The organism is Pseudomonas sp. LB3P31 (genome assembly GCF_054897945.1).
Map to the genome: position 1 here is coordinate 400,512 of NZ_CM142710.1, position 22,342 is coordinate 422,853.

Annotated in this window: 21 protein-coding genes and 1 pseudogene; 19 read left to right on the forward strand and 3 right to left on the reverse strand. The window is 52.2% G+C overall.

The genetic code is table 11. The features are described 5' to 3' along the window. The first annotated feature begins 48 nt into the window (after positions 1-48). The 5 genes from ACYZTK_RS01705 to ACYZTK_RS01725 all read left to right on the forward strand — a co-directional run bounded on the left by ACYZTK_RS01705 (position 49) and on the right by ACYZTK_RS01725 (position 3,987). Positions 49-546 (forward strand): DUF6957 family protein, encoded by a 498-nt coding sequence (locus ACYZTK_RS01705; protein ID WP_259674573.1) that lies wholly within the window; start codon positions 49-51, stop codon positions 544-546. Between the two features lie 178 nt (positions 547-724). Next, positions 725-2,047: a type II toxin-antitoxin system HipA family toxin gene (locus ACYZTK_RS01710; RefSeq protein WP_462012843.1), complete on the forward strand. Its 1,323-nt coding sequence runs from the start codon at positions 725-727 to the stop codon at positions 2,045-2,047. Positions 2,048-2,221: 174 nt separating this feature from the next. Continuing rightward, positions 2,222-2,950, forward strand: coding sequence for a metallophosphoesterase (locus ACYZTK_RS01715; protein WP_462012844.1), 729 nt, complete (start codon positions 2,222-2,224; stop codon positions 2,948-2,950). Between the two features lie 42 nt (positions 2,951-2,992). Further along, positions 2,993-3,232, forward strand: coding sequence for a type II toxin-antitoxin system PrlF family antitoxin (locus tag ACYZTK_RS01720; RefSeq protein WP_052962712.1), 240 nt, complete (start codon positions 2,993-2,995; stop codon positions 3,230-3,232). Between the two features lie 80 nt (positions 3,233-3,312). After that, on the forward strand, positions 3,313-3,987 hold the full coding sequence (locus ACYZTK_RS01725; RefSeq protein ID WP_462012845.1) for a hypothetical protein: 675 nt from the start codon (positions 3,313-3,315) through the stop codon (positions 3,985-3,987). A 183-nt stretch (positions 3,988-4,170) separates the two neighbouring features. Here ACYZTK_RS01725 and ACYZTK_RS01730 read toward each other — a convergent pair whose 3' ends face one another. After that, on the reverse strand, positions 4,171-5,076 hold the full coding sequence (locus ACYZTK_RS01730; RefSeq protein ID WP_462012846.1) for a hypothetical protein: 906 nt from the start codon (positions 5,074-5,076) through the stop codon (positions 4,171-4,173). An 893-nt stretch (positions 5,077-5,969) separates the two neighbouring features. On the opposite strand from ACYZTK_RS01730, the gene ACYZTK_RS01735 reads away from it, so the two are divergent. From ACYZTK_RS01735 to ACYZTK_RS01745, 3 genes and pseudogenes are all read left to right on the forward strand, one after another. Next, entirely contained in the window at positions 5,970-6,260 is a 291-nt protein-coding gene (locus tag ACYZTK_RS01735) for a DUF4145 domain-containing protein (RefSeq protein WP_462012847.1), read from the forward strand. A 454-nt stretch (positions 6,261-6,714) separates the two neighbouring features. Then, positions 6,715-8,004 (forward strand): hypothetical protein, encoded by a 1,290-nt coding sequence (locus ACYZTK_RS01740; protein WP_462012848.1) that lies wholly within the window; start codon positions 6,715-6,717, stop codon positions 8,002-8,004. A gap of 272 nt (positions 8,005-8,276) precedes the next feature. After that, positions 8,277-8,435: pseudogene (locus ACYZTK_RS01745) on the forward strand (LysR family transcriptional regulator); the annotation flags it as partial. Between the two features lie 38 nt (positions 8,436-8,473). On the opposite strand, the gene ACYZTK_RS01750 reads toward ACYZTK_RS01745, so the two are convergent. Both ACYZTK_RS01750 and ACYZTK_RS01755 read right to left on the reverse strand, forming a co-directional pair. Continuing rightward, on the reverse strand, positions 8,474-8,632 hold the full coding sequence (locus ACYZTK_RS01750) for a hypothetical protein (protein ID WP_185753180.1): 159 nt from the start codon (positions 8,630-8,632) through the stop codon (positions 8,474-8,476). Positions 8,633-8,979: 347 nt separating this feature from the next. Further along, positions 8,980-9,795, reverse strand: a complete 816-nt coding sequence (locus tag ACYZTK_RS01755) for a WYL domain-containing protein (RefSeq protein WP_462014994.1) — start codon at positions 9,793-9,795, stop codon at positions 8,980-8,982. Positions 9,796-9,984: 189 nt separating this feature from the next. Between ACYZTK_RS01755 and ACYZTK_RS01760 the strand changes: the two genes are divergently transcribed. From ACYZTK_RS01760 to parS, 11 genes are all read left to right on the forward strand, one after another. Beyond that, positions 9,985-11,451: a hypothetical protein gene (locus tag ACYZTK_RS01760; protein WP_462012849.1), complete on the forward strand. Its 1,467-nt coding sequence runs from the start codon at positions 9,985-9,987 to the stop codon at positions 11,449-11,451. Between the two features lie 9 nt (positions 11,452-11,460). Continuing rightward, the gene (locus ACYZTK_RS01765) at positions 11,461-12,171 is read left to right on the forward strand and encodes a hypothetical protein (RefSeq protein ID WP_046054969.1); all 711 of its coding nucleotides are present in this window, start codon (positions 11,461-11,463) and stop codon (positions 12,169-12,171) included. Positions 12,172-12,180: 9 nt separating this feature from the next. After that, complete coding sequence (locus ACYZTK_RS01770; protein ID WP_462012850.1) at positions 12,181-16,515, forward strand: coiled-coil domain-containing protein; 4,335 nt, start codon at positions 12,181-12,183, stop codon at positions 16,513-16,515. Then, positions 16,515-17,561, forward strand: a complete 1,047-nt coding sequence (locus ACYZTK_RS01775) for a Wadjet anti-phage system protein JetD domain-containing protein (protein WP_046054968.1) — start codon at positions 16,515-16,517, stop codon at positions 17,559-17,561. The genes ACYZTK_RS01770 and ACYZTK_RS01775 overlap by 1 nt, the downstream gene beginning before the upstream one ends. A 183-nt stretch (positions 17,562-17,744) precedes the next feature. Continuing rightward, positions 17,745-18,257 (forward strand): hypothetical protein, encoded by a 513-nt coding sequence (locus ACYZTK_RS01780; RefSeq protein ID WP_462012851.1) that lies wholly within the window; start codon positions 17,745-17,747, stop codon positions 18,255-18,257. Between the two features lie 94 nt (positions 18,258-18,351). Continuing rightward, positions 18,352-18,675 carry a hypothetical protein gene (locus tag ACYZTK_RS01785; protein ID WP_046054966.1) on the forward strand — a complete coding sequence of 108 codons (324 nt, stop codon included), beginning with the start codon at positions 18,352-18,354 and terminating at the stop codon, positions 18,673-18,675. A gap of 200 nt (positions 18,676-18,875) precedes the next feature. Continuing rightward, positions 18,876-19,898 (forward strand): IS21 family transposase, encoded by a 1,023-nt coding sequence (gene istA / locus ACYZTK_RS01790; RefSeq protein WP_462012852.1) that lies wholly within the window; start codon positions 18,876-18,878, stop codon positions 19,896-19,898. After that, entirely contained in the window at positions 19,895-20,683 is a 789-nt protein-coding gene (gene istB / locus ACYZTK_RS01795; RefSeq protein WP_462012853.1) for an IS21-like element helper ATPase IstB, read from the forward strand. The genes istA and istB overlap by 4 nt, the downstream gene beginning before the upstream one ends. A 110-nt stretch (positions 20,684-20,793) precedes the next feature. Further along, complete coding sequence (locus ACYZTK_RS01800) at positions 20,794-21,204, forward strand: hypothetical protein (protein WP_462012854.1); 411 nt, start codon at positions 20,794-20,796, stop codon at positions 21,202-21,204. Further along, positions 21,191-21,535, forward strand: a complete 345-nt coding sequence (locus tag ACYZTK_RS01805; RefSeq protein WP_462012855.1) for an AbiJ-related protein — start codon at positions 21,191-21,193, stop codon at positions 21,533-21,535. The genes ACYZTK_RS01800 and ACYZTK_RS01805 overlap by 14 nt, the downstream gene beginning before the upstream one ends. 218 nt (positions 21,536-21,753) lie before the next feature. Continuing rightward, on the forward strand, positions 21,754-22,203 hold the full coding sequence (gene parS, locus ACYZTK_RS01810; RefSeq protein WP_046054965.1) for a type II RES/Xre toxin-antitoxin system antitoxin: 450 nt from the start codon (positions 21,754-21,756) through the stop codon (positions 22,201-22,203). Positions 22,204-22,342: the final 139 nt, after the last annotated feature.

The following is a 22,342-nucleotide window of genomic DNA, read 5'->3' on the forward strand; positions in this document are numbered from 1 at the left end:
GAGCGTGCAACGAAGAAAGCTCACTGGAACTTTCGAGTTGTCATCGTAATGGACATCGTGAAGACGGCTCCTTACATGGCGATCACAGGGGGAAAGCAGGTTTGGGTAGCAATGAAAAAATCGAACGTTACTGACACCGAGTTACTTGGCGATTTGTTTTACGGGGCAGCACACATAGTGGGAGGCTCAAGGCTCGCCGATGATGAACTGATCAGCGTCGCCAGCGATACGTTCAAGGAAAGGCATTTTTGCGTCGTTCGACATTGGATGTTGCTGGATGTGCTGCCTCCGCCATCCATAGAGCAAGACATCAAAGCGCAGGGTCTTGAGACAACCATCCTGTTTGCCCAGTTGATGGTGTTCGATAGCCAGAATAAGCACCGCCCTGGCGAAAGCGTGTTAAGTGGCTACCAACGGGATCTTGATGGATGCATTTTTGAAAGCAAAGACACGCTGTACATCCTGGCCGGCCGTGGCGCGAGAAAGCACGTAAGTGTGCCTGCTGTTGCAGCGCTACACGAATATTTGTTAGGGCTCGTCAAGTAGTGCGAGATTGGAAAAAGCTCCCTGCTTGGGCGGAACGCCTTGCTCGCGATTGGAGTGATTCGGCGACGCTGATCGAGAAACTATTCCCCGCTGTTCAGGGGGACCGTCAGCCCCCCAAAAGCCCGGCGGACTGATATTGATCAAGGCACAGTGAGGCTTCGGCAATTGGCCGAGACGTATGGAATCCATCACGCTTCAAATTCACTCGGATGGCTGTTGGCGCGATGCACTGGTGGTCAGCTTCGATTCACCTAGAGAGAGCCTGCGAAGCCGGTGCACGATCAACTACCAGCCCGAATATCTTGTGGATCAGCACATTCAACTGGGTACGGTTAAAGCGCCGGCCGTCAGTGCGAACCTCCCTCTGGAATGGGATATTTGGCGTGAATCTGCCCCAGCTTTTCTGCGCGATATCATCCCGGCCGGTGCCGGACGTCGGCACTTGTTGTCGAGAGTGGTAGTACCACCAGGGATGTCGATTGATCTCTTTCTGCTGCAGCAATTCGCTGCTGCTCCCATTGGGCATATGCGTATAAAAAGTGCGGCCGGAGCGCTGTGTTCCGCACAGAAATTAACTGGTGGGTTTAATCGAGACGAGGTTGTTCAGGAAGGTACGGGCTTTCTCGACCAGGCCAGGGAATCGGGAATGGCGATAAGCGGTGCCCTTGGCGCTGGCGGCGAAGCTCCAAAAATGCTGCTGGTCGAAGATGCTTGGGGGCAGCTTTATCCTGAGGGGGCGCTACGCGACGCTGATGTGTGCCGACATTGGTTTGTTAAGTTCCCGCGTAACACCGCCACTCAATTAGACCGCGACATCCTGCATAGCGAATATTGCTTTTACCGCGCGCTGGGCGAGCTGGGGATCGACACGATCGCCGCCGATGGTCTGACCCACGAAGCAGCGAAGATGCCTAGCATTTGGATGCAAAGATTCGATCGGAAGGTCTCTCTGGGGGGAGTGGAGCGCATCGCAGTCGAATCCATGTATTCATTATGTGGCGTCAGCAATCGAGGTGGTTGTTTGAATCATTTCGATGTCGTGGATCGGCTAGCGGAAACATGGATTGCTGCCGGCCAAGAATCTGAAATACCTGACATGGTTAGCGAATACTTGCGACGGGATTTGATTAATCAGATTGCCGGGAACACCGACAACCATGGCGGAAATCTCTCGATCCTTCGGGGCAAGGAGCGAGTGAGCTTTGCACCCATCTACGATGTTGCGCCCATGGTGATGGATATCGAGGGCATTGTGCGGATCACACGGTGGCCAACAAATATTGAACGATTAGGTTCAGTCGATTGGGGGGCTGTGTGTACTAACTTCGCGCATAGGGCAGACCCGGAATGGTTGTTCGAACGCTTACAGGCAGATGCTCGGTTGCTGCTGGCGATGCCGGATTTGTTACAGGATCTAGGACTGCCCCAGGGAGCCTGGCGCTCGCCGATGATTCCGCTCAGGCGTCTCGAAGATGCGTTTCGCCGGTGGAAGTTGATGTGATTGTTCCGCTCAACAGTTGCTTTTTTGAAAGTAAAAACAAGCTGTACGTCCTGGCCGGCCAAGGCTCGAGAACGCACGCATCTTGGCCGGTTATCAAGTCGTTGAGAGCCGCTAGCCAAAGCTGATGCTGTGTACTGCTTGCTACTTCTGATCACCCTGAAATGGTATTTCTTAATGAAAGTTAGAATCTATTCTGATCTGCATCTCGAGTTTGCGTCGTTTGATCCCGGTCCGGCTGATGCCGACATCGTCATTCTTGCCGGTGATATTCACACGAAAGCACGCGGGGTGGATTGGGTCAATGACGCATTCGATTGCCCCGTGCTTTACGTGTGCGGGAACCATGAATTCTACAGAGGCCACCTGGAGCTCACCCTGATAAAAATGAAGGGAAGTGCTCGGTCGCACGTTCATGTGCTGAACAATGAGGCATTCGTGTTCAATCAGACGCGCTTTTTGTGCGCCACCGCCTGGACTGACTTTTCACTTATGGGCGATGTGTTCGCTGCAAAAAAAGCGGCATTGGAATGCATGAACGACTATGCCGTCATTCGCACGGCGAACAACTTTAGACGCCTCAGGCCCGATGATCTGGTTAGTGAATCAACGACGACGTACGCCTGGTTATCAGCGGAACTCGAAAAACCATTCGATGGGAAAACGGTGGTCATCACTCATCATGCTCCGACCCCGTCAGGGCTTTCCGAAAAGCTCGGCATGCACCTGGAGGCGGCGTATGCGAATGACTGGCCTGAATTGGTGAGTCAGGCGGATGTGTGGGTATATGGCCATACCCACGCCTCTGCTGACTTCATTGAAAATGGCTGCCGGTTGATTTCGAACCCAAGAGGTTATCCAGGTGAACAAACAGGATTCAGGGCTGATTTGGTCATCGAGATTTGAAGGCTTAGGTGCTCAAGGTTCGGAGCAGAAGACGCCTGAGCGATGGTAGATCTCATACCCATTAACCCAAGCTTGCCTCTTACTGACAGGGAGGAGGACGGCGAGCCGACAGGTGTCGAGGAATCCGTTTTAAGCCGGTTTCTGGATTTTCTTGAACATGACATTGCGGTCTGCCCAAACCGACTGGAAGTGATATCCCCAGCGCTCATTTCTCGGATCGATGGGCTAGTCAAAGGTGTTGAGATAGACATCGATTCACCGCTGTTGTCTGATGATGATTGAACGCCTTGGTATTCGATATCGAGAAAGCAGTTACAGGCTATTGGATATCCCCCTGAATCTGAACGTTAGGAGCCTCTGGAATGAGCAATGACCACCCTCTACCGAGCGAGCACGTCGAAGCACTGTTACAGGCGCTCGATCAAGACAGCGACGCATTACTCAAATTGGGCATGCAGGTTGTCGGTCCCAATGGCAGCCCGATGCTCCCACTTGACTGGATGGTGTTTGCGGCCATTAAAAGGAGCGTTAGTACAGCGAGTGCGGTCACTGCGATGGTCCGAGCATGGAACATGGTCTGTGCACGATCGTTGCTTCGAATGCATATTGACACTGCGCTACGATTCTCGGCAGCGTGGCTAGTCTCAGAACCGCACGCCTTTGCCACAAGCGTGTTAGAGGGCGTCCGCATCGATAAGTTGAAAGACAGAAATGGCAATAGACTCATGGACGCATACCTTGTTGAAACGCACAAGGAAGACCATCCTTGGCTTCCTGATGTTTATGCGAACCTCTCTGGTTATGTTCATTTTTCTGGCTCACATATCAGCGATGCAATTTCTAACTTCGAGGAAGAAGAGCGTACCATTGAGTTCCATATATCCGCGTCTGATTTGAAGTTTCCTGAGTTCAGTTGGGTGGAAATTTTGGATTGTTTCAGAGAAGCGACGTCCATTCTTTCTAGGTATATACAAGGCTATGCCCAGACGAAGAGGCTTGCTCCAGAGGAGTTGGAGGCTCTGCGGAGCAGCACCTAATTTCTGATTCTACTCGCTCGCTTCATGCGGGCAAGCCTAATAGTAAATTGTGAAAATTCACTCGAACGAGAAAATCACTGTGCACGATAGACGGCTATCTGCGAAAAGCATCCGGCCACGATTAGCCGAAATTGGCCAATCGTGACTGGCAACTCACACCCGCACAAAATTCTACGTAGGATGTCATAAGAAGGTTAAGTATCTTTCCTTATCATCTAGCCGATCATTAGGCTTGGGTTTTCTGCCTAGATATACAAATTGCATTGTGGCATTAAATTCGTTGGTTTCAGCCGTGTCGCCGTTGACGAAGCCTTTGCTCTTGAAAAGCTCCATAGCACTTTCGAAGTCATTATAAAGCAAGCCGTTTTTTGAAATAGTTAACGCAACCTTATCAATTCGATCCATGCAACAATCAAACATATTGGGCGCTTTGAGCTTGTTTTCTAGCGCAAATGCTTGTCCGTATTTATTTTTTATGTCTTCAATGTTTTGTTCAGTGAGGGTCGACATTGCAACTAATTCTTCTTTTCGCTCTATAATCCAAGTCTTTGCTTCGTGTTCATCGAAAGCCTTAAGAATAGCCAGCGTGTATTTATCTATTACATTGAGATTTTTCGGGTCCAACTCGTATAGATTTTTTAGTGTTTTGTATCGAATAATCGGAGGCAAAATAGAGAACGAGGACAATATTTCTCCATTTTGCCCAAATCTATGCTTGGTAAAAAAATTCACAAACAAATAAGCATAAAGATCGAATAGGCAATCAAATATATTCGATACGTCTTCATCTGTAATAGGTCCTAGTTCTTGAGTGTGAGTGCATTTATTGCCAAGGACTCTAATATTTTCAACTGCACTTAATAACAATTCATTATTATTGCTTATCGCTTTCAGAGCTGAGCTGACATCACTTTTACCCAAGGTCATGCTTGCATTAGGCTCTAGATCCAGAATTCTTCGCACGACAACTTCAGTGTATTGTCGCACGGTTGATATTATGCCTCTGTTTGATCTGCCTTCCAAATAAACAGCATCATTTAGTAGCTCCGTTATCAAGCTGTCGTAAGCCTGGTTACCAAATTTTATCATATGGACGTCTCCATCATAGTTGCGAGGCTGATTGTTGTTTAAAAATCTGATATCAGTAATTTCAATTTTGACTATATACAATTACCGCATGATAGCAAAGTGGCATCTACTATGTATTTTGGGCTCAAGCTGAATAAGTAGGGGGCATCAAGGCGGCTAAAAACACAGCGGATAGACGCCTGTCTGCGGGAAATCAGCATCCTAGCCGATAACATTGGCCGGATGTGTAATGCGCAACGATTGCGCCAACTGAAAATTACTCCCTCGACTCAACGCTGCATATTGGTGCGGATAATAATTGATCAATTCTACCTGCTGTCACGGTCGGCTTTGGAGCGCTTGCGGCCTTTTGCGGCGGACTGCGATCGGCGAAAAAGGCAGGCCATAGACACGCTGCTAATGGCCTCGTAATCTGCGTGCGGGCGTTGTCACGTTTCTCATCTCATTGGCTCATGTTGGATTTTTGGCGCGACATTCCAATCATTCAGGGATCTACGTGGACAAGGGCCTTATGCAACGCAAACGACGATAGCGTTACTCCGCTTAGGTCGCCTACTAATCGTTCAGTGTCCCAAAACAACATGATCATCCAATGCACAGAATGCCGGCAGTACGTTGACGCCGAAGAGACCGGCGGATACGGGCGCCAATTTGATGGCAAAGAACCCTCTTGCCGCTACACGCTGCTGTCATGCACGGCTTGCAGCTCTCCCATACTGGTACGACAGACAAATGTCGGAAACATGGCTGAAGGCGATAAATGGGATACCCCATTTGTGGTCTTCCCCCAAACCGATGTCCGAGTCAATCCAAATGCCCCCAAGTAGATTCGCGCCGCCTTCGAAGAAGCCTGCGCATGCTATCGGTCTCAGGCCTATACAGCATCCGCAATCATGTGCCGCAAGACTATTGAAGGTGTATGCGCAGAGCATGGCGTTGCGGAGCGAAACCTCAGCCTCTCGTTGAAGAAAATGAAAGAGGTTGGCCTCATCGACGAGCGTCTATTCGAATGGTCTGATGCGCTGCGAATTGTTGGCAATGAAGCTGCTCATGGCGTTGGCGTTTCCATCGCACAGCCAGATGCCAGGGACACCATTGAGTTCACGAACGCGATCCTCGATTACATGTTCTCGTACAGGGATCGTTTTGAACAATTCAAGAAGCGGCGGGCCGGTGACGCCTAACCCTTTCATCGAAAGGGCTAGCCACGGCAAGTCGAGTCAAGTTACTCATGCCAAACGCTAACGGCTGCTAAGGGTGTTTATCGACGCGATCAGTTGAAGAGTCGAACTCCTTGAACATCAGCGAACCGTCCGGGTTCGTAGTGTAGGTGCAGAAATGAGGTAGGAAATCACACTCAATGATGTGGCGCCGCTTAAGTATGGAAATCATGACGAAGCGTCTTTAGGGCCATACTTCCGTGAGTTATGTCCATGAAAAAGGGGCGTCAATGAATACTCTGAAACAAGTCACGAATCGTTGTCCGCGCTCACTACCAGTTCGATAGTGTTGAATCAAGGGGAGGGCGGCTGAGATGACAATCTTGGTCTGCAATCGCCTCGGATCGTCATGACGCTTAGGCTAGTATGATGTAGCTGTAGCTGATTTCAACGATCACTTTCATCGAAGCGATTATCCATGGAAGACACGCCGGACGCTCCCGTTCCAGCCGATGACTCGTCCGAAGACGTCGTGACAAGAGAGTCACTGTTCGAACAAGCTTGGTCGACGCCAATGACCAAAATCGGAGAACGATATGGTGTCTCCTCCAGTTATTTGGCTCGGGTCTATACAAGCTTGAATATCCCTCGACCGCCAGTGGGGTACTGGGCTCAAGTTGCGGCGGGAAAAGCAAAAGTTCGCCCGGCTCTGCCAGTAGCGCTACCAGGCGCCCTGATCGTCTGGAGTCGTAATGGTGCCCCTATCAAGGTTTCACAGACATTGCCTAAGGCGCCACAGAAATTGGGCCGCCAACCAGCAAACACCAATGCAACATTGCCTCGAAGACACCCATTGTTGCTGGGTATCGAAGAGCATTTTGGAAAAGCTCGGGAAGGCGAAAACGGTTATTTGCGACCGACAAAACGCGCCATGGCAGATCTCATCGTGAGCCGCACCGGACTCGCCCACGCCGTCGATTTTGCCAACCAGTTGTACTTGGCACTGATGAAAAAAGGCTTTTCCGTAACGCTCGCTGATTCCACCACGCACATGAGTCGTGCGCCTGTGGATCACCGTGAAAAGGAGTCCAAGAGGTACTTTCATCCTGCACTCTGGCATCCGCAGCGCCCCACCGTGGTTTACATGGGAAGCGTCAAACTCGGATTAACAGTCTACGAGATCAGTGAGTATGTGCCTGTGAAGAGTGTTGGCAAGCAATACGTTCGACTCAACTCACTTCCTGCCAGTCAACGGCGATCTCCGTTTCATGATGGCTGGGTAATGAGCGATGACATGCCCACCGGACGCCTTTGTCTACAAGCTTACTCTCCCTACTACCGCGCAGAATGGATACAGCGTTGGATCGAGGATAAGCCTGGCGACTTGGTCAGTAAAATTTCCGGCATCATTAAGCTGCTGATTACCGAGGCACCGGTGCTGGCCAATAAAGTCGAAATCGAGCGTGAGCGGAGCGAGCGCGAGCATCAACAGTTTTTATTAGCGTGTGAGGAGAGGCGCAGACAAGACGAGGAAAAGCGCCGATTCAAGGTGATTCAGGATAGCCGAGATCGGCTTGAGTCTGTGATTCAGACTTGGGCGAAAGTGAACAGTATTCGCGCGTTCTTTGACGACATCGAGCAATCTGCACAGAGCCTCAGTGATGTGGAACGAAACGCTGTCTTGGAGCGATTGGCCCAGGCGAAAGAGTTGATTGGTGAGTTGAATGCGCTGAAACAATTTGAAGGTTGGGAACCGCCAATCTTCTGAAGCATGCCCTCGAGAAGGGCGCTGGTGAAGTCTGTCCTCCAGCGGCAATCCAGGTGACTAAGGGAGCACGCGCTTTCTCTTCAAGCTGTCCAGTGCCTCGAACAGCGAAGCTTTTGAGTCGACCCTTTCGGTGAAACCGTATCGGTAGATCTTGTTCAGATCCGAAATGATGTCCGTCTCAACATGAAAGATTGCATCCCCGAACCCCCAGCCGACCAGCTTTGCCAGATCAGGCTGGACCAAATTGTGGCGCTCAGCAATTTCCCGCCAAAGTTGCATCAGGAGCACTGGTGCTAGTACTGCAAGCTTTCAACCCTGGGGACACAGATCCCATCCACGCTGTGTTTCTTGGCAATGGTGCGCAGCCGGTTCGTGTTCGCATTTTCCTCGATTTTCTGGTTGGGACTGTGGAGCTCAAGCGGCTGGAGTAATTTGCATTGCACGTGGTTGCTTCAGTGTGTGGCGATATTTAATCCGAGTGAAGATGCTGAATCAATGCCTCTCGAAGAGCCTCTAGAGCAGCCTGCAAGCGTCGTTTTTCCCGCGGGTCATCATCCGTAGGCACATAGCTTTCGCAATGCCTCAAAAGCGCTTCTGCATCGTTTGTATTCAAATCAAGTTCAATCATGAAATCCACCTTTCCTGTGTGCGGCAAGGTGCTCCATCTCTCGCATCCACAGCCGTAAAAAACGCCGCCAATCGCTCGCGTAGCTACCCTCGTGCAATCGAGTGGATCCTGCGCTCGCAGCTTCAAACCTCATCCGCCAAGGTTGAGGGATGTGTTGGTCCAACACGATGACGAAAGGGTAGCCATCGCTTCCTTGAAACGGTGTCTCTGGGACGAGTTCGCGCAACTGATCAATCGTCAATGGCTTTTACCGGCGAGCCTTAAGGTGATTAGTCCGAGGTCAACGCTGTCGATTGATTATCCAAACGAGAAAACCATCGCCAGTGCCACCTACCATCCATTCAAAATTAGCGCGCGTCAGGTGCGACATAACCAGGGGCAAGGATCGCGTTCTTGACGCCGTACAGTGCCAAGGGGTCGGACAACCACAACCTAAATTCTGGACCCCTGAGGCTGTGATCTGGTGAACAGTCCACACTCCACTTGCGTAGGGTGTAGCCCGCCGTAGCCGCCCGAAGTTTCAGCGACAGCATTCCATCAACCATTGCGTAATCCATGAGCGTGACTTCCGGTCGCAGTTGATCTGGGTGAGGGATAAGTGTCAGTTCAACGATTCTCGTCCACTGGATGTCTCGATCGCTCGTCTCGTGAACAGCAACGGGATCATCGGGAAGAGGGCTCGCCTTGCGGATCCGGGTGATGACGAAATCTCGGAACTCTCCCGACTTCCTGTCAAACCCACGAACATGCCAGCGAAGTCCATTGTCGATCAGAGAAAAAGGCACGATGACGCGTTGGCTGGAACCGTTCAACGACTCGTAATCAATCTGCAGTGGGCATTTCTGATGAATTGCCTGGGTGACGTGAGCCAGGATATCGAGTTTCGGCCACGACAGTTGATCAGGAAAATCGACCGTGATCCCAGGTGTGGTGTTTCGGGGTTCCCCATCGCCTAACCCTTTGGTGACCCAAATTAGCGCTTGTTCCGCGGTGGAATCGAACAGGTTCTCGAAGGACTCACTGGCTTTGTAGATACGCGAACTCGCGTCATACACCAGGTTGTGCGAACGGAGCGTTTTGTACAGCGCGATGTCCCGACTAGCAGCCGCTTCCTGAATTTCAAAGCGCTCGATTAAATGCTGACGTTTGAGCTCACCTAGCATACGCAGTCTGAGATCTATGAAGGCGAGGCGGTCTCGTTGTGGCTGACTGAGGTGTTCAAGCATGGTCGAACTTTTTGTGATGAAGGGGATTGTCATGTTACACGATCATCAATAGAATTCTGGCATTGCTATCAAAATGATTAGCATTAGGAATAATATTGATCTCATTGCTGAGCAGATTAGAACTCCATGCCAAACGAACAGCTGCCCGATGCATCCGATTCGCTGGGCGAGCCCAAGAGCGAGTTGATCGACTTATCGCCTCAGCTGCGAAATCAGCGGTTGCTGGAACCAATGAATCAGCTTCATGCGACTCGTAATTTCCATCAAGACGAGGATGGAGAGCCTCTGTTTGATGGGCTGGACACCCACTACCTGTGCATGGCCACCCTCAATTTCATGATGGAGGGATCTGCTGTCGGCGCGGGGTACAGCATGGCGGATGTGCACACCTATGTGAATTCACTGATCTGTCGGATCCGGCCAGAAAAATCCAGCTCAGCGTGTGCAAAGGCAGCCGATGTCGTGATTGGCTGTTTGAGCAATAAAGCGGAGAACTACAAAGAATTCGAATTCACCTACTTTCACGCGCCCACACTGCAAACCCTCGTGTACCGCTTTCGCCTGGTGACTCTTGAGCCGGATCTTGATGATGTCTATCGGTATCGCCCCTCACCAGAGGGTTATCTGCTTCTGATCGGCATGCTGAATGTGGATGTTGAAGATCAGCAGATTCTTATGGAAAAGATGATGCAGATCCTGATCGAAAGGGGGCGTTTTGAGCAGGCCGCGGAGTTCGCCAGGCGCGCCATGGTGCTGTCCATTGAGCATCGGCAACACATTCATGGGCAAATCGTTCAGGCAATCCGCGCGCCGGGAACGGTGAGGTGGAGTACGGACATCAAGCCTCAGTTAGACGACTCTCGCCAACACGTCAAAGCCCGTCAAGAAGAAGAGGGGCGGTTGCTCATGGCGATTCGCAACAAGATGGGTGAAGTCGAAAACATCAAGAGCAAGCAAGAGCTTTCAAGCCTGCATGACTTGTTGTCGAAGGCCGGCACCGTAAGAGCCCGGCTGCAGCTTGAAGTTAGCAGCGCCGAAGGGCGTTTCATCGAGGCTCAGACAGCCGCGTTTCGAGCCCGAAAATCTTCCGGCATTCCTGATCTTGAGACACATCTTCTTCCGCAAGCAATGATCCGCCCAGGAGCGCAGTTGGCTCAGGCGGCCGAAGATCTCATTGTCAGTTTGTTCCCGGCCGTGTTTCCCAAAACACCTGATTTATCGAACCTGCTTAGCATCCTGATGGAGCGACGTCAGTTAACCAAAGACGCAAATGATGACGAGGATGACGACGAGTTCGAGCCGTTCCAGATCTGGCCAGATCCGTTTCCAGATCAGTTGGTCGTCAAAATTTCTCAATGGCTATCCGCAAAATTTGAAGAAAACCGCTCTTGGCGGATTGATGAACTGATCGATGCGGGAACACACGAAGGCTTCAGTGCGATTGAACAACAGTGCATTGCGTTCTGCCTTTATCGCAGCTTCCCCGACAGCGAATCAGAATTTGAAAACCACCATGCCGTGCTCGATGGTGAATATGAAACCCGGGTGGTCCGAGGCGATAACCTCAGGTTCGACGTCAAGACAAAGGTCTAGGAGGTTCAATTGGATAACCAGAACAGCGCCGCTGCACGTCTGATTTATCGGGCACTCAATCTAAGTGCGACCCCGGCCAATGACGTGGAGTATCGCGAGCTATTGGCTCGGTACCGCGCCAGCCCAGAACTGCAGCAGGTCCTCGCGGAAATTGCTGAAGGAATGGAATTGATGGTGCTGGATGTCAGCGAGCGAGGCTTGATCATCGCCCCGGCACGTAAGGAAAGCCGCTTTTCCATACGACTTGGCGATCTTCGCAAAATCCTGTCTGAAGACCAACGCGTGGCGCTGGCGCTGAGCTTCTTGGCCATCTGCGCGGTGTTTTATCCAACGACCGCTCTGATTGAAGATGACAGTCGGTTTCCAATGCCGGCGACGCTGGCCATGTTCAGGGACACCTTGACGGGTTTGTCCGGGCGCATGAGTGCACTCGAAGATTCCAATGATTATTCCCGAGAGGAGCTGCGACCAGGCTGGAGCTACATTCACAGCCTGCCGGTTTCGATCCCCCAAGCCGATCGCGCGTCACCCAACTCGATTGAAGGACTGGTGCGCATGGCACTCAACTACCTGATTGAGTACGGGCTGGTGAATAACGTGGGGGCTCAGGATGAGGGCGAAGCGGTTGAATTTACCGCCACCCATCGACTGCGTATTCAGTTGCGTGAACGGACGCTACCGCGACTATTTGACTATGTGCGTTCCGGCGCAACGGCCTGAGGATTTTGTATGCAAAAAATCACCCGAATGCATGTTTGCCGCTACGGTACCGCCACGGCCTGGTACGACCAGACCTTGCTCGACTTCACTGCGCCGGATACGCACGAGGCGGTTAATGCCATCGTCAACCTGGAGAACACCGGCGGCAAAACCTCATTACTGTCGTACGTGTTCAGCATTTTTGAGCCGCGGCGGGATCTGTTCATTCAGCACATGCAGAACCCCAACCATCAGTTCAATGATTATTTCTACAAAGACGGCAAGCCATCTTTCATCATCATCGAGTGGTCAATGCCATCACGTTTGCCGGGGGGCAAGGACTACAACTTGGTTATTGGTCAAGCTGTTGCAACGCGCGATGTCATTGAACGTGGTAACGACATCGATCGGGTATTTTTCGCGTTCGAATCCCACCACGGCATCACCTTTGAAGATATCCCGGCACCCGGCATCAACACGCTGGGTGTGCCGGGGGTGAGCACGATGGCGGAGCTCAACCAATGGCTGACTCAAATGTACAGGAAGTGTCCTGAAGACTTTTACCACACTCGCCATCAACACGATTGGACCACCCATCTTGCCACCACACGACTGCTGGATCTCGATCTTCTGGTCATGCAGCGTCAATTCAATGGGCAGGAGGGTGGCCTGGAAAGCGGCTTCCTGACTTTCAAGGATGAAGAGGATCTGGTTCGTAAGCTCATGGCACTTACGATGGATCCCGAGCGCGCTCAAACGGTGCGCAACACCGTGGTGAATGTGGCGGACAAATACCAGAATAAGCCTCGCCTTGAGGCGCGGCTTGTACAGTTGGCCAGAATCCTGTCGTCCATGAAGCCCCTGGGTGAATCTTCTAAAGCTTTTGAGCTTGCACTTGAAGCGCGAACCGGGTTATTACGCCGTGCCTCGGGACTGGCCGCCGCCATGGAGCTGGTTCGTTTAAGTGAAGAAAAGCAGGTCACTAATTTTGGTGACTTGATCGATACCCTCAACTCACGCATTTTGGAAAACCAGGCGCAACTGGTACATCAGCGCGCGTCCACGCTTTCAATGCGTGCTTTGCAGCACACGCGCCGTGTGGATCGCACTGCAGCGGCGTTTGAAGAGGCCACGGCTGGTAAGGACGCGGCTCAATTGCGTCTGAGGCATCTCAATGGTGCCATTTCGTACAAGAAGATCACCAGCGCTCATGAGCAGGTTCTCATTGAGGAGCGGTCGCTGGCAAAAGAAGTTGAGGGCTTGCGCCCTATCAAAGAAGCACTCGAAAGACAGGGCGCGCTGCTTCGTGGCGCTATCGATATTTTACTGAAGCAGAACGACGACAAACGCTTGGCGGAGAAAAATGTTGAGCTGGCGGCTGCTGAGGCAGTAACGCAAGCCAAGGCCCACATTAAAACGTTGAGCTTATCCATCAGGGCGCTTCAGCAAGAGGAGGCAAAAGTCGGGGCCGGCATCGATAATGCCGAGATACAACGCACCAGCTTGCTGGACGACGGGGTACTTGGTGCGTTCGATCATGATGCCGCTGCTGCGATCGAAAGAATCACGGCGGCCATTGCCCAGGCGCAAAATCGCCTCGACACCTTGCGCGCTGAACGAACGGGCTACCTACAACACGTCGACCTTCTTCGTGACCAGGCGACGCAGCATGGATTGCGGGCTCAAGCGGAAGCGCACATCCGAGAAAATCTGAACAGAGAAGTCGGTGATGTCAGAACCCTTCAAGAAGACCTTCAGCAAAATCGGTTGCTGTGTTCGGTGGTCGAAGCTGAGCTATGTGACCCTGATTCCCTGACTCTGCTGGGCACCGTTTACGAATTTATCCAATCCATGGACCGTGAAGTGCTGGAGCGGGACATTCGCCTAGCCAACCTCGAGCGCGCTAAGCAGTCCATCGAAGAATCCGAACTTGCGGGCCAAAGTGATGACGTCGATCAAGTTGTCCGGTTACTTCGGACTGCCGGCATTCATTCTGCGCGAGCAACCAATTCCTACATTGCCAATGTTGTCCCCGATGCTGAAGAGGCCCGTCGACTGGTTGACTCCGACCCCGCCCGGTTTCTCGGCGTCTGCGTGGGCTCCGAAGAGTGGGAGAAATCATGCAAGATTGTTGCGGGTGCTGACTTCTCCCTGAGTGCCCCGGTAACTGTCGCCCTCGCCACCGTTGATGCGGCCGTCGCGGCATTCGATCGGGTCGTGATATCGGCGGAAGACGACTCTGCCTATAACCAGGAGGCCGCGGCTGCCGCGCTGATCGGTTTTGAACGACGAATCGCTGAAATCTCAGGTACGCGCGACGCACACATTCAGCGCCGCAACGACGCTCGTGATGCGGCCAACAAACTCAAGGACTATCAAGAGCGCTTCGGCGCCGTGCGAATCGCGGAGCTTGAGCGAAGCATTCAGACTCACTACGAGGAAGAACAGGCGTTCACGAGCCTGCAGGCAGGGTGCCTGGAAGAAGCTGCTGAAGTGCTAGAGCGTGCGAAGGGACTTGAGAAAGAGATAGATCCAATTCCAAGTGAAATCGCCAACCAGGCCAGCAGGGTCCAGCGACTGGAGCGTTATTTGCGCGAGTATGAACAGTCGCTTGCGCAATGGAAGCAACAGTTGGCATCAGTGCAAGCGTCTCTGGAAGAAGCGGATACAGAAAATGAAGGCCTTGAGCAACTGATCGATTCGAAAGCAAAGATCATCGCCCACTCGAGGCAATTGCAGTTCGATCTTGCGGGAAGCGCCCAGCAGTTGCTGAATCGCAAAGACCTCACCGAGATTTTCGATCCCAGCTTCGATTATCGAACAGCTCTTGAATCTGGTTTCGATCTGCAGGCATTGATCAAGACTTACGATTCCGACAAAGCCGTATTTGATACTGAGGAATCTCAGCGATTGGGCGTTCGCCGGATAGCCCTTGAGCAGTTGCGTAAAGCGGAAGCCACGTCCCGCGAGGAGTACAGGTTTGAATTTTCCGATCTGCGCGAAGAGGCCGTGATCAACCTGCTAAGCCTCGATCTGGCACATGAACGCACGGCCCAGATAACGCAAGTCGGTTTGTACGAACAGGCATTTGTATCATCATCGAATGCACATGCGGTGGCCAGCAGCGACAGAGATGCCTTCTTCGCCAAGGTTGAACCCCCTCAACCCTCTGACGATGTCCTATCACTCAGCGATGATGAACTTGCGCATCACATCGTGATGGTCCAGGACAATACGGATCAGCTTGAGAAAACTCTGGTTTCCGATCAGCAAGAAGCCGAGAAAGCATCGCAGGGGCGTGCTCAAAGCAAGAAGAACGTCGATGTGCTGAACAAGCATAAGAAAATGCTCACTTCTGCGGTTCCTCATGAAGCTGCCGCTCCTGACTTTATTGAGCTTGAAGGTGACGGTGAAGCGCAAGTGATGGCGGTGCTCGACCGCTATAAGCAGCAAAGCGTCGGTCTGGAAGAAGCCCGAAAATTGGCTCAGTCGCACTTCGATGGGTTTACGGATGTGGTGAAGTCAAAGGCGGTGCAGGACGTTGATCCGGGTCTTGCGCACGAGCTGTCGAGCAACTCCTTTGAAACCACCTGCAGCGATTTTGAGCGACTGATGCTGCTCATAGTTGAGCGTACGGAAGCCTCTCAGTCTGAGCTAGACGGCATGCTGCCTGATTTTGAGAATTGCGTGGGCGAAGTGCATCAGTTGGTAGAAGAGGGCATGAGTGTCCTGAAGAAAGCTTGCGAGGTCATGGTGCCAAAAGGTGCCCCCTATGTCGGTGGAAAAGTCATCATGAAGATGCGCCACCCGATTACAGGTGTTTCGACGGAAATTGGGAAGGCTTCTATTCGGCATTACTTGAACACGCTGATCGAGACTAAGGTCATTCCTGAACATGGCGCGGATTTGGTCGCGGCTGGCATGATCAATCTTTCCCCACAACGCGCGTTCGGCTTGCAATTACTGCAAATGGAACAGAATGCCGATCACCAGTACCAGGATGCCGGGCGGCTGAAAAAGTCCGGCGGCCAAGGGGTGGTCATCGCCATGTTCATGTACCTGATGATGAGCCAGTTGCGACGTACCCATCAGGCCGTCACTAAACGCGGAGGCGGTTGTCCCCTCATTCTTGATAACCCGTTTGCCAAGGTACAGACTCGGGCGTTGATTGATGTCCAGATCATGCTGGCCGAGGCCATTGGTGTGCAGTTGATTTTTTTCACAGCCATGAAAGATGTGAATATTCTTGCCGGTTTTCAGCGGGTGATCCGACTGCGCAAGGAGGGCGTGAAAAGTGGCCGGTCTCACATTCAGATGGCGACTGCAACCTTTAACACGGCGGTGCAAAGAGCAGGTACAAATTGATGAACATTGCTTTTTTTGAAGCGCTGCGCGGTAGCCGTAAGAAGCGCATAGAGCTGCTGAAATTAAGGAGCCTCTGGATAGAACACCATCCAGAACTCCAACAGCATCCCAATCGCGATAGGTTACTCATGGAGGCCCTTAGGGCTGGCGATGAGCAAGGCATCCTGAGACTTCCTTCTCCCCGCAGTTTCGAGCGTATTGGCAATCCGGCCATGCCCATGTTTATCACCGTCATCGTTGAAACGATCTCGGTGATGAAGCCAAACTGGACAGCCGTTTCCTGGATGCCGGTACTGGGGTTCTGGATGCAACTGACGGAAAGCGAAAAGGTCACTGCCAAGGTCATCAACGAATGGCTCATCCGCCGCAAGGGGCGCTTTATGATGGTGCCGTTGCGCGAGCGATCGCTTGAGATGTTTGGGGATGAGAAATACCTCGATGGCAGGGTGCGATCCAATTCACTTTTTGGCGGCAGGCTTGCTTTGTCAGCAATTGGTGCCAGAGGGGTGGACCTTCCCTTGCCCTACCGACAGCAGCCTGGTAAACCTGGGCGGCCGGTGCTGGTCGTAGAGAACCATCACACGTTCTTCAGCCTTGGCGAATGGAACGACACCGCACATCGTTACGCGGCCGTCGTATATGGCGCGGGTAGCGCCATCACGTCGACTGGAACCGCGCTGGATGAAGTCATCAGGGAGGTTGACGGTGACGGAGCGGAATACTTCGGAGATCTGGACCCCGAGGGTGTTTCAATACCGCTGCGTTACAACTCGAAGCATAAGACCCAGCTGTACCCGGCGATCTGGCTCTACCGAAAGCTGCTAACTATCGGTCGCCACAGGCCATTGCCGATCCTTTACGCAGGTGACAACCAGGCGGTGACTTCGTGGTTACCTGAACTCCACCAGGAAGTCCACGATCTGTGGAATGAGGGCAACTGTCTGCCACAAGAAGGCGTAGGGCTTGAGCAACTCTTGCCCCAGCCTCATGAACAAGGCTTAAACAAAGGCTCCATCGATAACCTATCTGCAGCTGCTCAGTCGTAGGCAAGTAACTAAGTGATCGTTGTGCTGGCTGCGGACAATAGGCATTGAATATCGAAGGCTTCGCGCAGTCATCATTGATCTTGTCTAGGAATGTCGCATCATTGATGTACCAGACCTTCATGATGAGGGGCGGGGCGGGGCCTGATGTTGTGTATAGATTGATCTAAAATAAAGGATAATTTCGTGAGTAACAAAACAACCGGGAACGGGACAGTCAATTATTTTAATAAGCTTCGGAGTGATTACTTGGTAGAACGCAAATCTCACCTTGAGACCATTCTGATGACCCTCTACGGATTATGGAGCCGACTAATACGAAGTAAGAAATATTTGTCGGGTGTCATTATGGCCGAACAAGTAATGATTAATAAATATTCCAGCATCGTAAAAAACGATTTTGATGCTAAAGTTATATCTAAAACCGATATAAAAAAATACAAGGCGGCGCTAAAGGGCGCAAATGTGAAATACAAGCAGAGAAGTGATTTTCTCGTAATCATGGTTAGCATAATCTCACTGTTGGGGCTGACTACATTTAGTGATAAAGCGCCATTTTATATGGATAAGCCCATCCCGTTTTTCGCAGTGGTGTTGTTTTTGTTAATGGTAATAATGGCTGCTATCGAGCGAATTAATATGAATTCGGTCGTCGCGGAAAATGAGGAGCTCATTAATATTTTTGATTCGGCATTTTGAATTCGAGTAAGCTTCTATCAAGGGCATGCTTGCAATGGAGTACTTACTGTGGAGAAGGCTCCATCCAACTGCCGTAATGAGGAGTTAAAAAAGAATGACTACACAGTTGAGTGAAGAGGAGATGCGTCGGGCGCTCTTCGGAGCAACGAATACTATTCAAATCTCTACGCCGTCGGGCCACCCTGATCCTACCGCTGTACCCAAGGTGAATCCCGAACGCAAGCCTGCGGCCTCTGCAAAAGCTGTATCTTCGAAGCTGCGGGTTACCCTGCATGTGTCGAATGTATTTGAGGGCGATTATGAAGTCGTCCACTACGACACCAGTAGCCTCAGCAAAATCGTCGCAGAAATGGATGCCAAAAAGACCTTTAAGAAGAAGTACAAATACATCACGGTGGAGTCAGTAACCCCGATCTGATGCATCCGATTGCGTGTAGGTAAGCTATTTTCGGTTTTTTCGGCGAACGACCTGAGGTACCTGGATGGCTTTAAAGGTAAAAATTTACCCCAATGGGGCTAGCCTTAAGGGCGTTGCTGTCAGTACCGATGCAAAACTGACCCACCCTACCGGTTGAAAACTGACCCACTTGGGCAAAATGCAGCTTTTGCGAGCTGCCCATGCTGTCCCAGGAGCAACACGTGGAAATCAGTGTTCTTATTCGTCAGGGTTTGTCTATTCGGGCCATCGCCCGGCAGATGGGCTGCTCTCGCAATACCATTCGACGCCACCTCAAATTACAGGCCCAGCGCCAGCCCGTCGTCTATGGCCCGCGCGCGCAACGCGTGGGCAAGCTTGTGCCTTTCGAGGCCTATCTGCGCCAGCGCGTAGAAGCCGCTCGACCACATTGGATTCCCGCCATCGTGCTGTTGAGGGAGATCCGCGAACAGGGTTACGAAGGCGGGTACTCAATTCTCACCAGCTTTCTGCTGACCTTGAAATCCAAGGAAAACGAAGCCGTCGTTCGCTTTGAAACCGAGCCTGGTGAGCAGATGCAGGTGGACTTCACCGTCATTCGACGTGGCCGCGATCCGTTGTTGGCATTCGTTGCAACGTTGGGCTGGAGCCGTGCGACCTACGTCGTTTTCTCCCGTCGCGAAGACTCCGCAGCCTGGTGTTCCGGTATCGAAAAGGCGCTGCGTTTCTTCGGCGGTACGCCGCGAAAGCTACTCTTCGACAACGCCAAAACCATCATCCAGGAACACGATGTTTATGGCCCCGGTCAGCACCGCTGGAATACCGCGCTATTGAATTTGGCAGAGCGCTACGGTTTCACACCGAAAGTCTGCCGGCCTTATCGGGCGCAGACCAAGGGCAAGGTCGAGCGCTTCAACCACTACCTGAAAAACAGCTTCGTAGTGCCACTGGCCGCGTCACTTAACCAGGTCAACTTGCTGTTGGACGTTGAGGTCGCGAACAGCAAGATTGGCCCTTGGTTGATGGAGGTCGCCAACGCCCGAACACATGCGACGACGGGCGAAATACCGCAACACCGACTGGATACCGAAGTGCACCACTTGTTGCCCCTGCCAGAGATCCAAGGGGTTCCGAGTAGCATGATTTCGGTCGTCCAACCCATGCCGGTGGAAAGCTTGCAGCATCCGCTCTCGGTCTATCAGGCACTGCTTGAGGTACGTCCATGAACCTTCAACATCTGCGCATCGAGTCTCTTTGCCAACAGTTCAAGCTGGACACTTTTGCAACGGACTGGCCGGCACTGGCCCAGCAAGCGGCCGAAAAAGAAACGAGCTATGCCGACTTCCTGGAACAGCTTCTGCTGAGCGAGGATCGCGCTCGAAACGAGCGGCGGCGGCAAGCGCTGCTGCAACAGTCCGGGCTGCCGGCGGTGAAAACGGTTGAACAATACGACTTCAAATTCGCCAGCGGCGCACCGCAAAGTCAGATCCTGGAACTGGCCGGGCTGGCCTTCATCGAGCGTAAGGAAAACGTCGTGCTGCTGGGGCCTTCGGGTGTTGGCAAAACACACTTGGCCAGTGCTCTGGCTCATCGGGCGATCATGGCAGGCATTTCCACCCGATTCATCTCCGCCGCGGACCTGACTTTGCAACTCGTCGCCGCGCACCACCAAGGGCGCCTGGCTCAGTATTTCAGTCGCGTTGTTCAACGCTCGAAACTGCTGGTGATTGATGAGATCGGCTATTTGCCGTTTGGCCGTGACGAAGCCAACTTGTTCTTCAACGTGATCGCCAAACGGTACGAACATGGCAGCTTGGTGCTGACCAGCAACTTGCCGTTCAGCCAGTGGGCAACGACCTTCGCGGACGACTCGACACTGACCGCTGCGCTGCTGGATCGGCTTCTGCACCATGCGCATATCGTCCAGCTCAGCGGACAGAGTTATCGACTGAAGGACAAGCTGAAATCAGGTCAGGTGGTGCCGAGAGAAACGGCCTCGCCACAGAAATAAACAGACCTCAAACACCGCCGGGGTGGGTCAGTTTTACTTCGGTAGGGTGGGTCAGTTTTCAACCGGTGTTGACACGTTGCCGCGTAATTGATTATCTGTGAGGGTGAACAGTGGCGTACGCAAAAAACATAAGTTTGGAGGAGATCCGGGACTCAATTGCCGCCTCTCTTCACAGCGTTAAAGCGTACGACCTACCCGCGCTATGCGCCAAGCTGGGTCTTGAGTCTGGCACCGAGGAAGAGGCCTATCGTAGTAAGCGGACATACGTTCGCTCTCGTTTACGAGATCACAGCCTCAATGACCTGATCGCTGTGGCAAAAAATGTCCTGGCTGAAATCGGTGACGCCGACTTGCAGGACTTTGTCAGCGAGCTGATGACTCCTGAAGATCATCGCATCTCTGATATCACCAGACGTGCAATTCTCGGAGCCCTGGACTCGGTAAATCCGCTTTTTGGCGAGATTCCACCTTTGGATGGGCTTGAAATACTGCGTCCAAATTGGGGGCATGTCCGGGCCTGAAGGCCACTTCTTCAACACGCTTTACCGCGACGTTGAGCAACATTTCGTTCGGAACAACGACTACGCAAACTCCACCGTACTCAAGCACTGTGGGGCAATGATGTGCTCACGACAGCGCTTCATCGACCTGATTGCCTACGTCCTTTCTCCCGAGTATCGAACCGACGTCGAGCAGAAGACCCTGGTGCCGGTGCTGACTGATCTGCTCGCGGCAGACGGTTTTACATTGATGGTGATCAAAGAAATCTCACGCCGGGCTATCTACGGCATTTGTCGTCTTTCTTCAGGGGTATGTGTGTTCGTGTGCGTCCTGTCAGTTCCAGTTCATTGAGCATGATTTTCAGTGCCTTTATTGGAAGCCTTCTTCTTTGGTTGAGAGCTGCAAACAATGAAGTCTATATCACCAGGATCAAAGTGAATCCACGCGCAGTCCGGCATAGGGCTCGCTAGCCATCAGACAGGGCCAGACGAGGCATTTGCTTGATACTCCTATCGAGTGTCCAGCTACTAGGTCGTTGTGTTTGCAATTGGACCGATAAGGAGACGTAGGTGCTTTCATCAATTAGAGATTACCAACCTGGATCGCAAACATCTGAAGACATTTGGACAAGCCTCAAGCTGCCCTCTCGGGGCACCGAATTGTTTGCCCACATTCACCGCGGGCTACCGTTCACAATTCTCGACCGGATAGCGAATGAGCTCCAGGTGGATAGCGAGAGTGTGACAAAAGCAATCCAGGTATCGACGGCAAAGTTGCGTAACCGAGCGAAAGCTGGCCGTTTTAACGCCTCGGAAAGCGATCGATTGATTGCATTGGTCATCGTCTATCAGGAGGCCATTGCCTTATTCGAGGACGACGCCGAAGCGGCCAACAAATGGATGGATTCACTGGTGCCAGGGCTTGATTCGAAACGTCCTCTTGAGATGTTGGGGACGAGAGTCGAAACAGCAGCAGTCCTGGATTTAATCGGTCGATTGGAGAGAGGGGTCCTCGCTTAGGCTTCGAAGGTTGTTGAGGTTGGTTGCAGCCATCGTTCCTTCGGGCTTATGCCCGGCTTGACCGCGCCCTCAACTGTACAGGGCCGACAAAAGGAGAGAACCAGCAAAAAAACCTTGTTTTGGAGCCTATAGAGGTAAG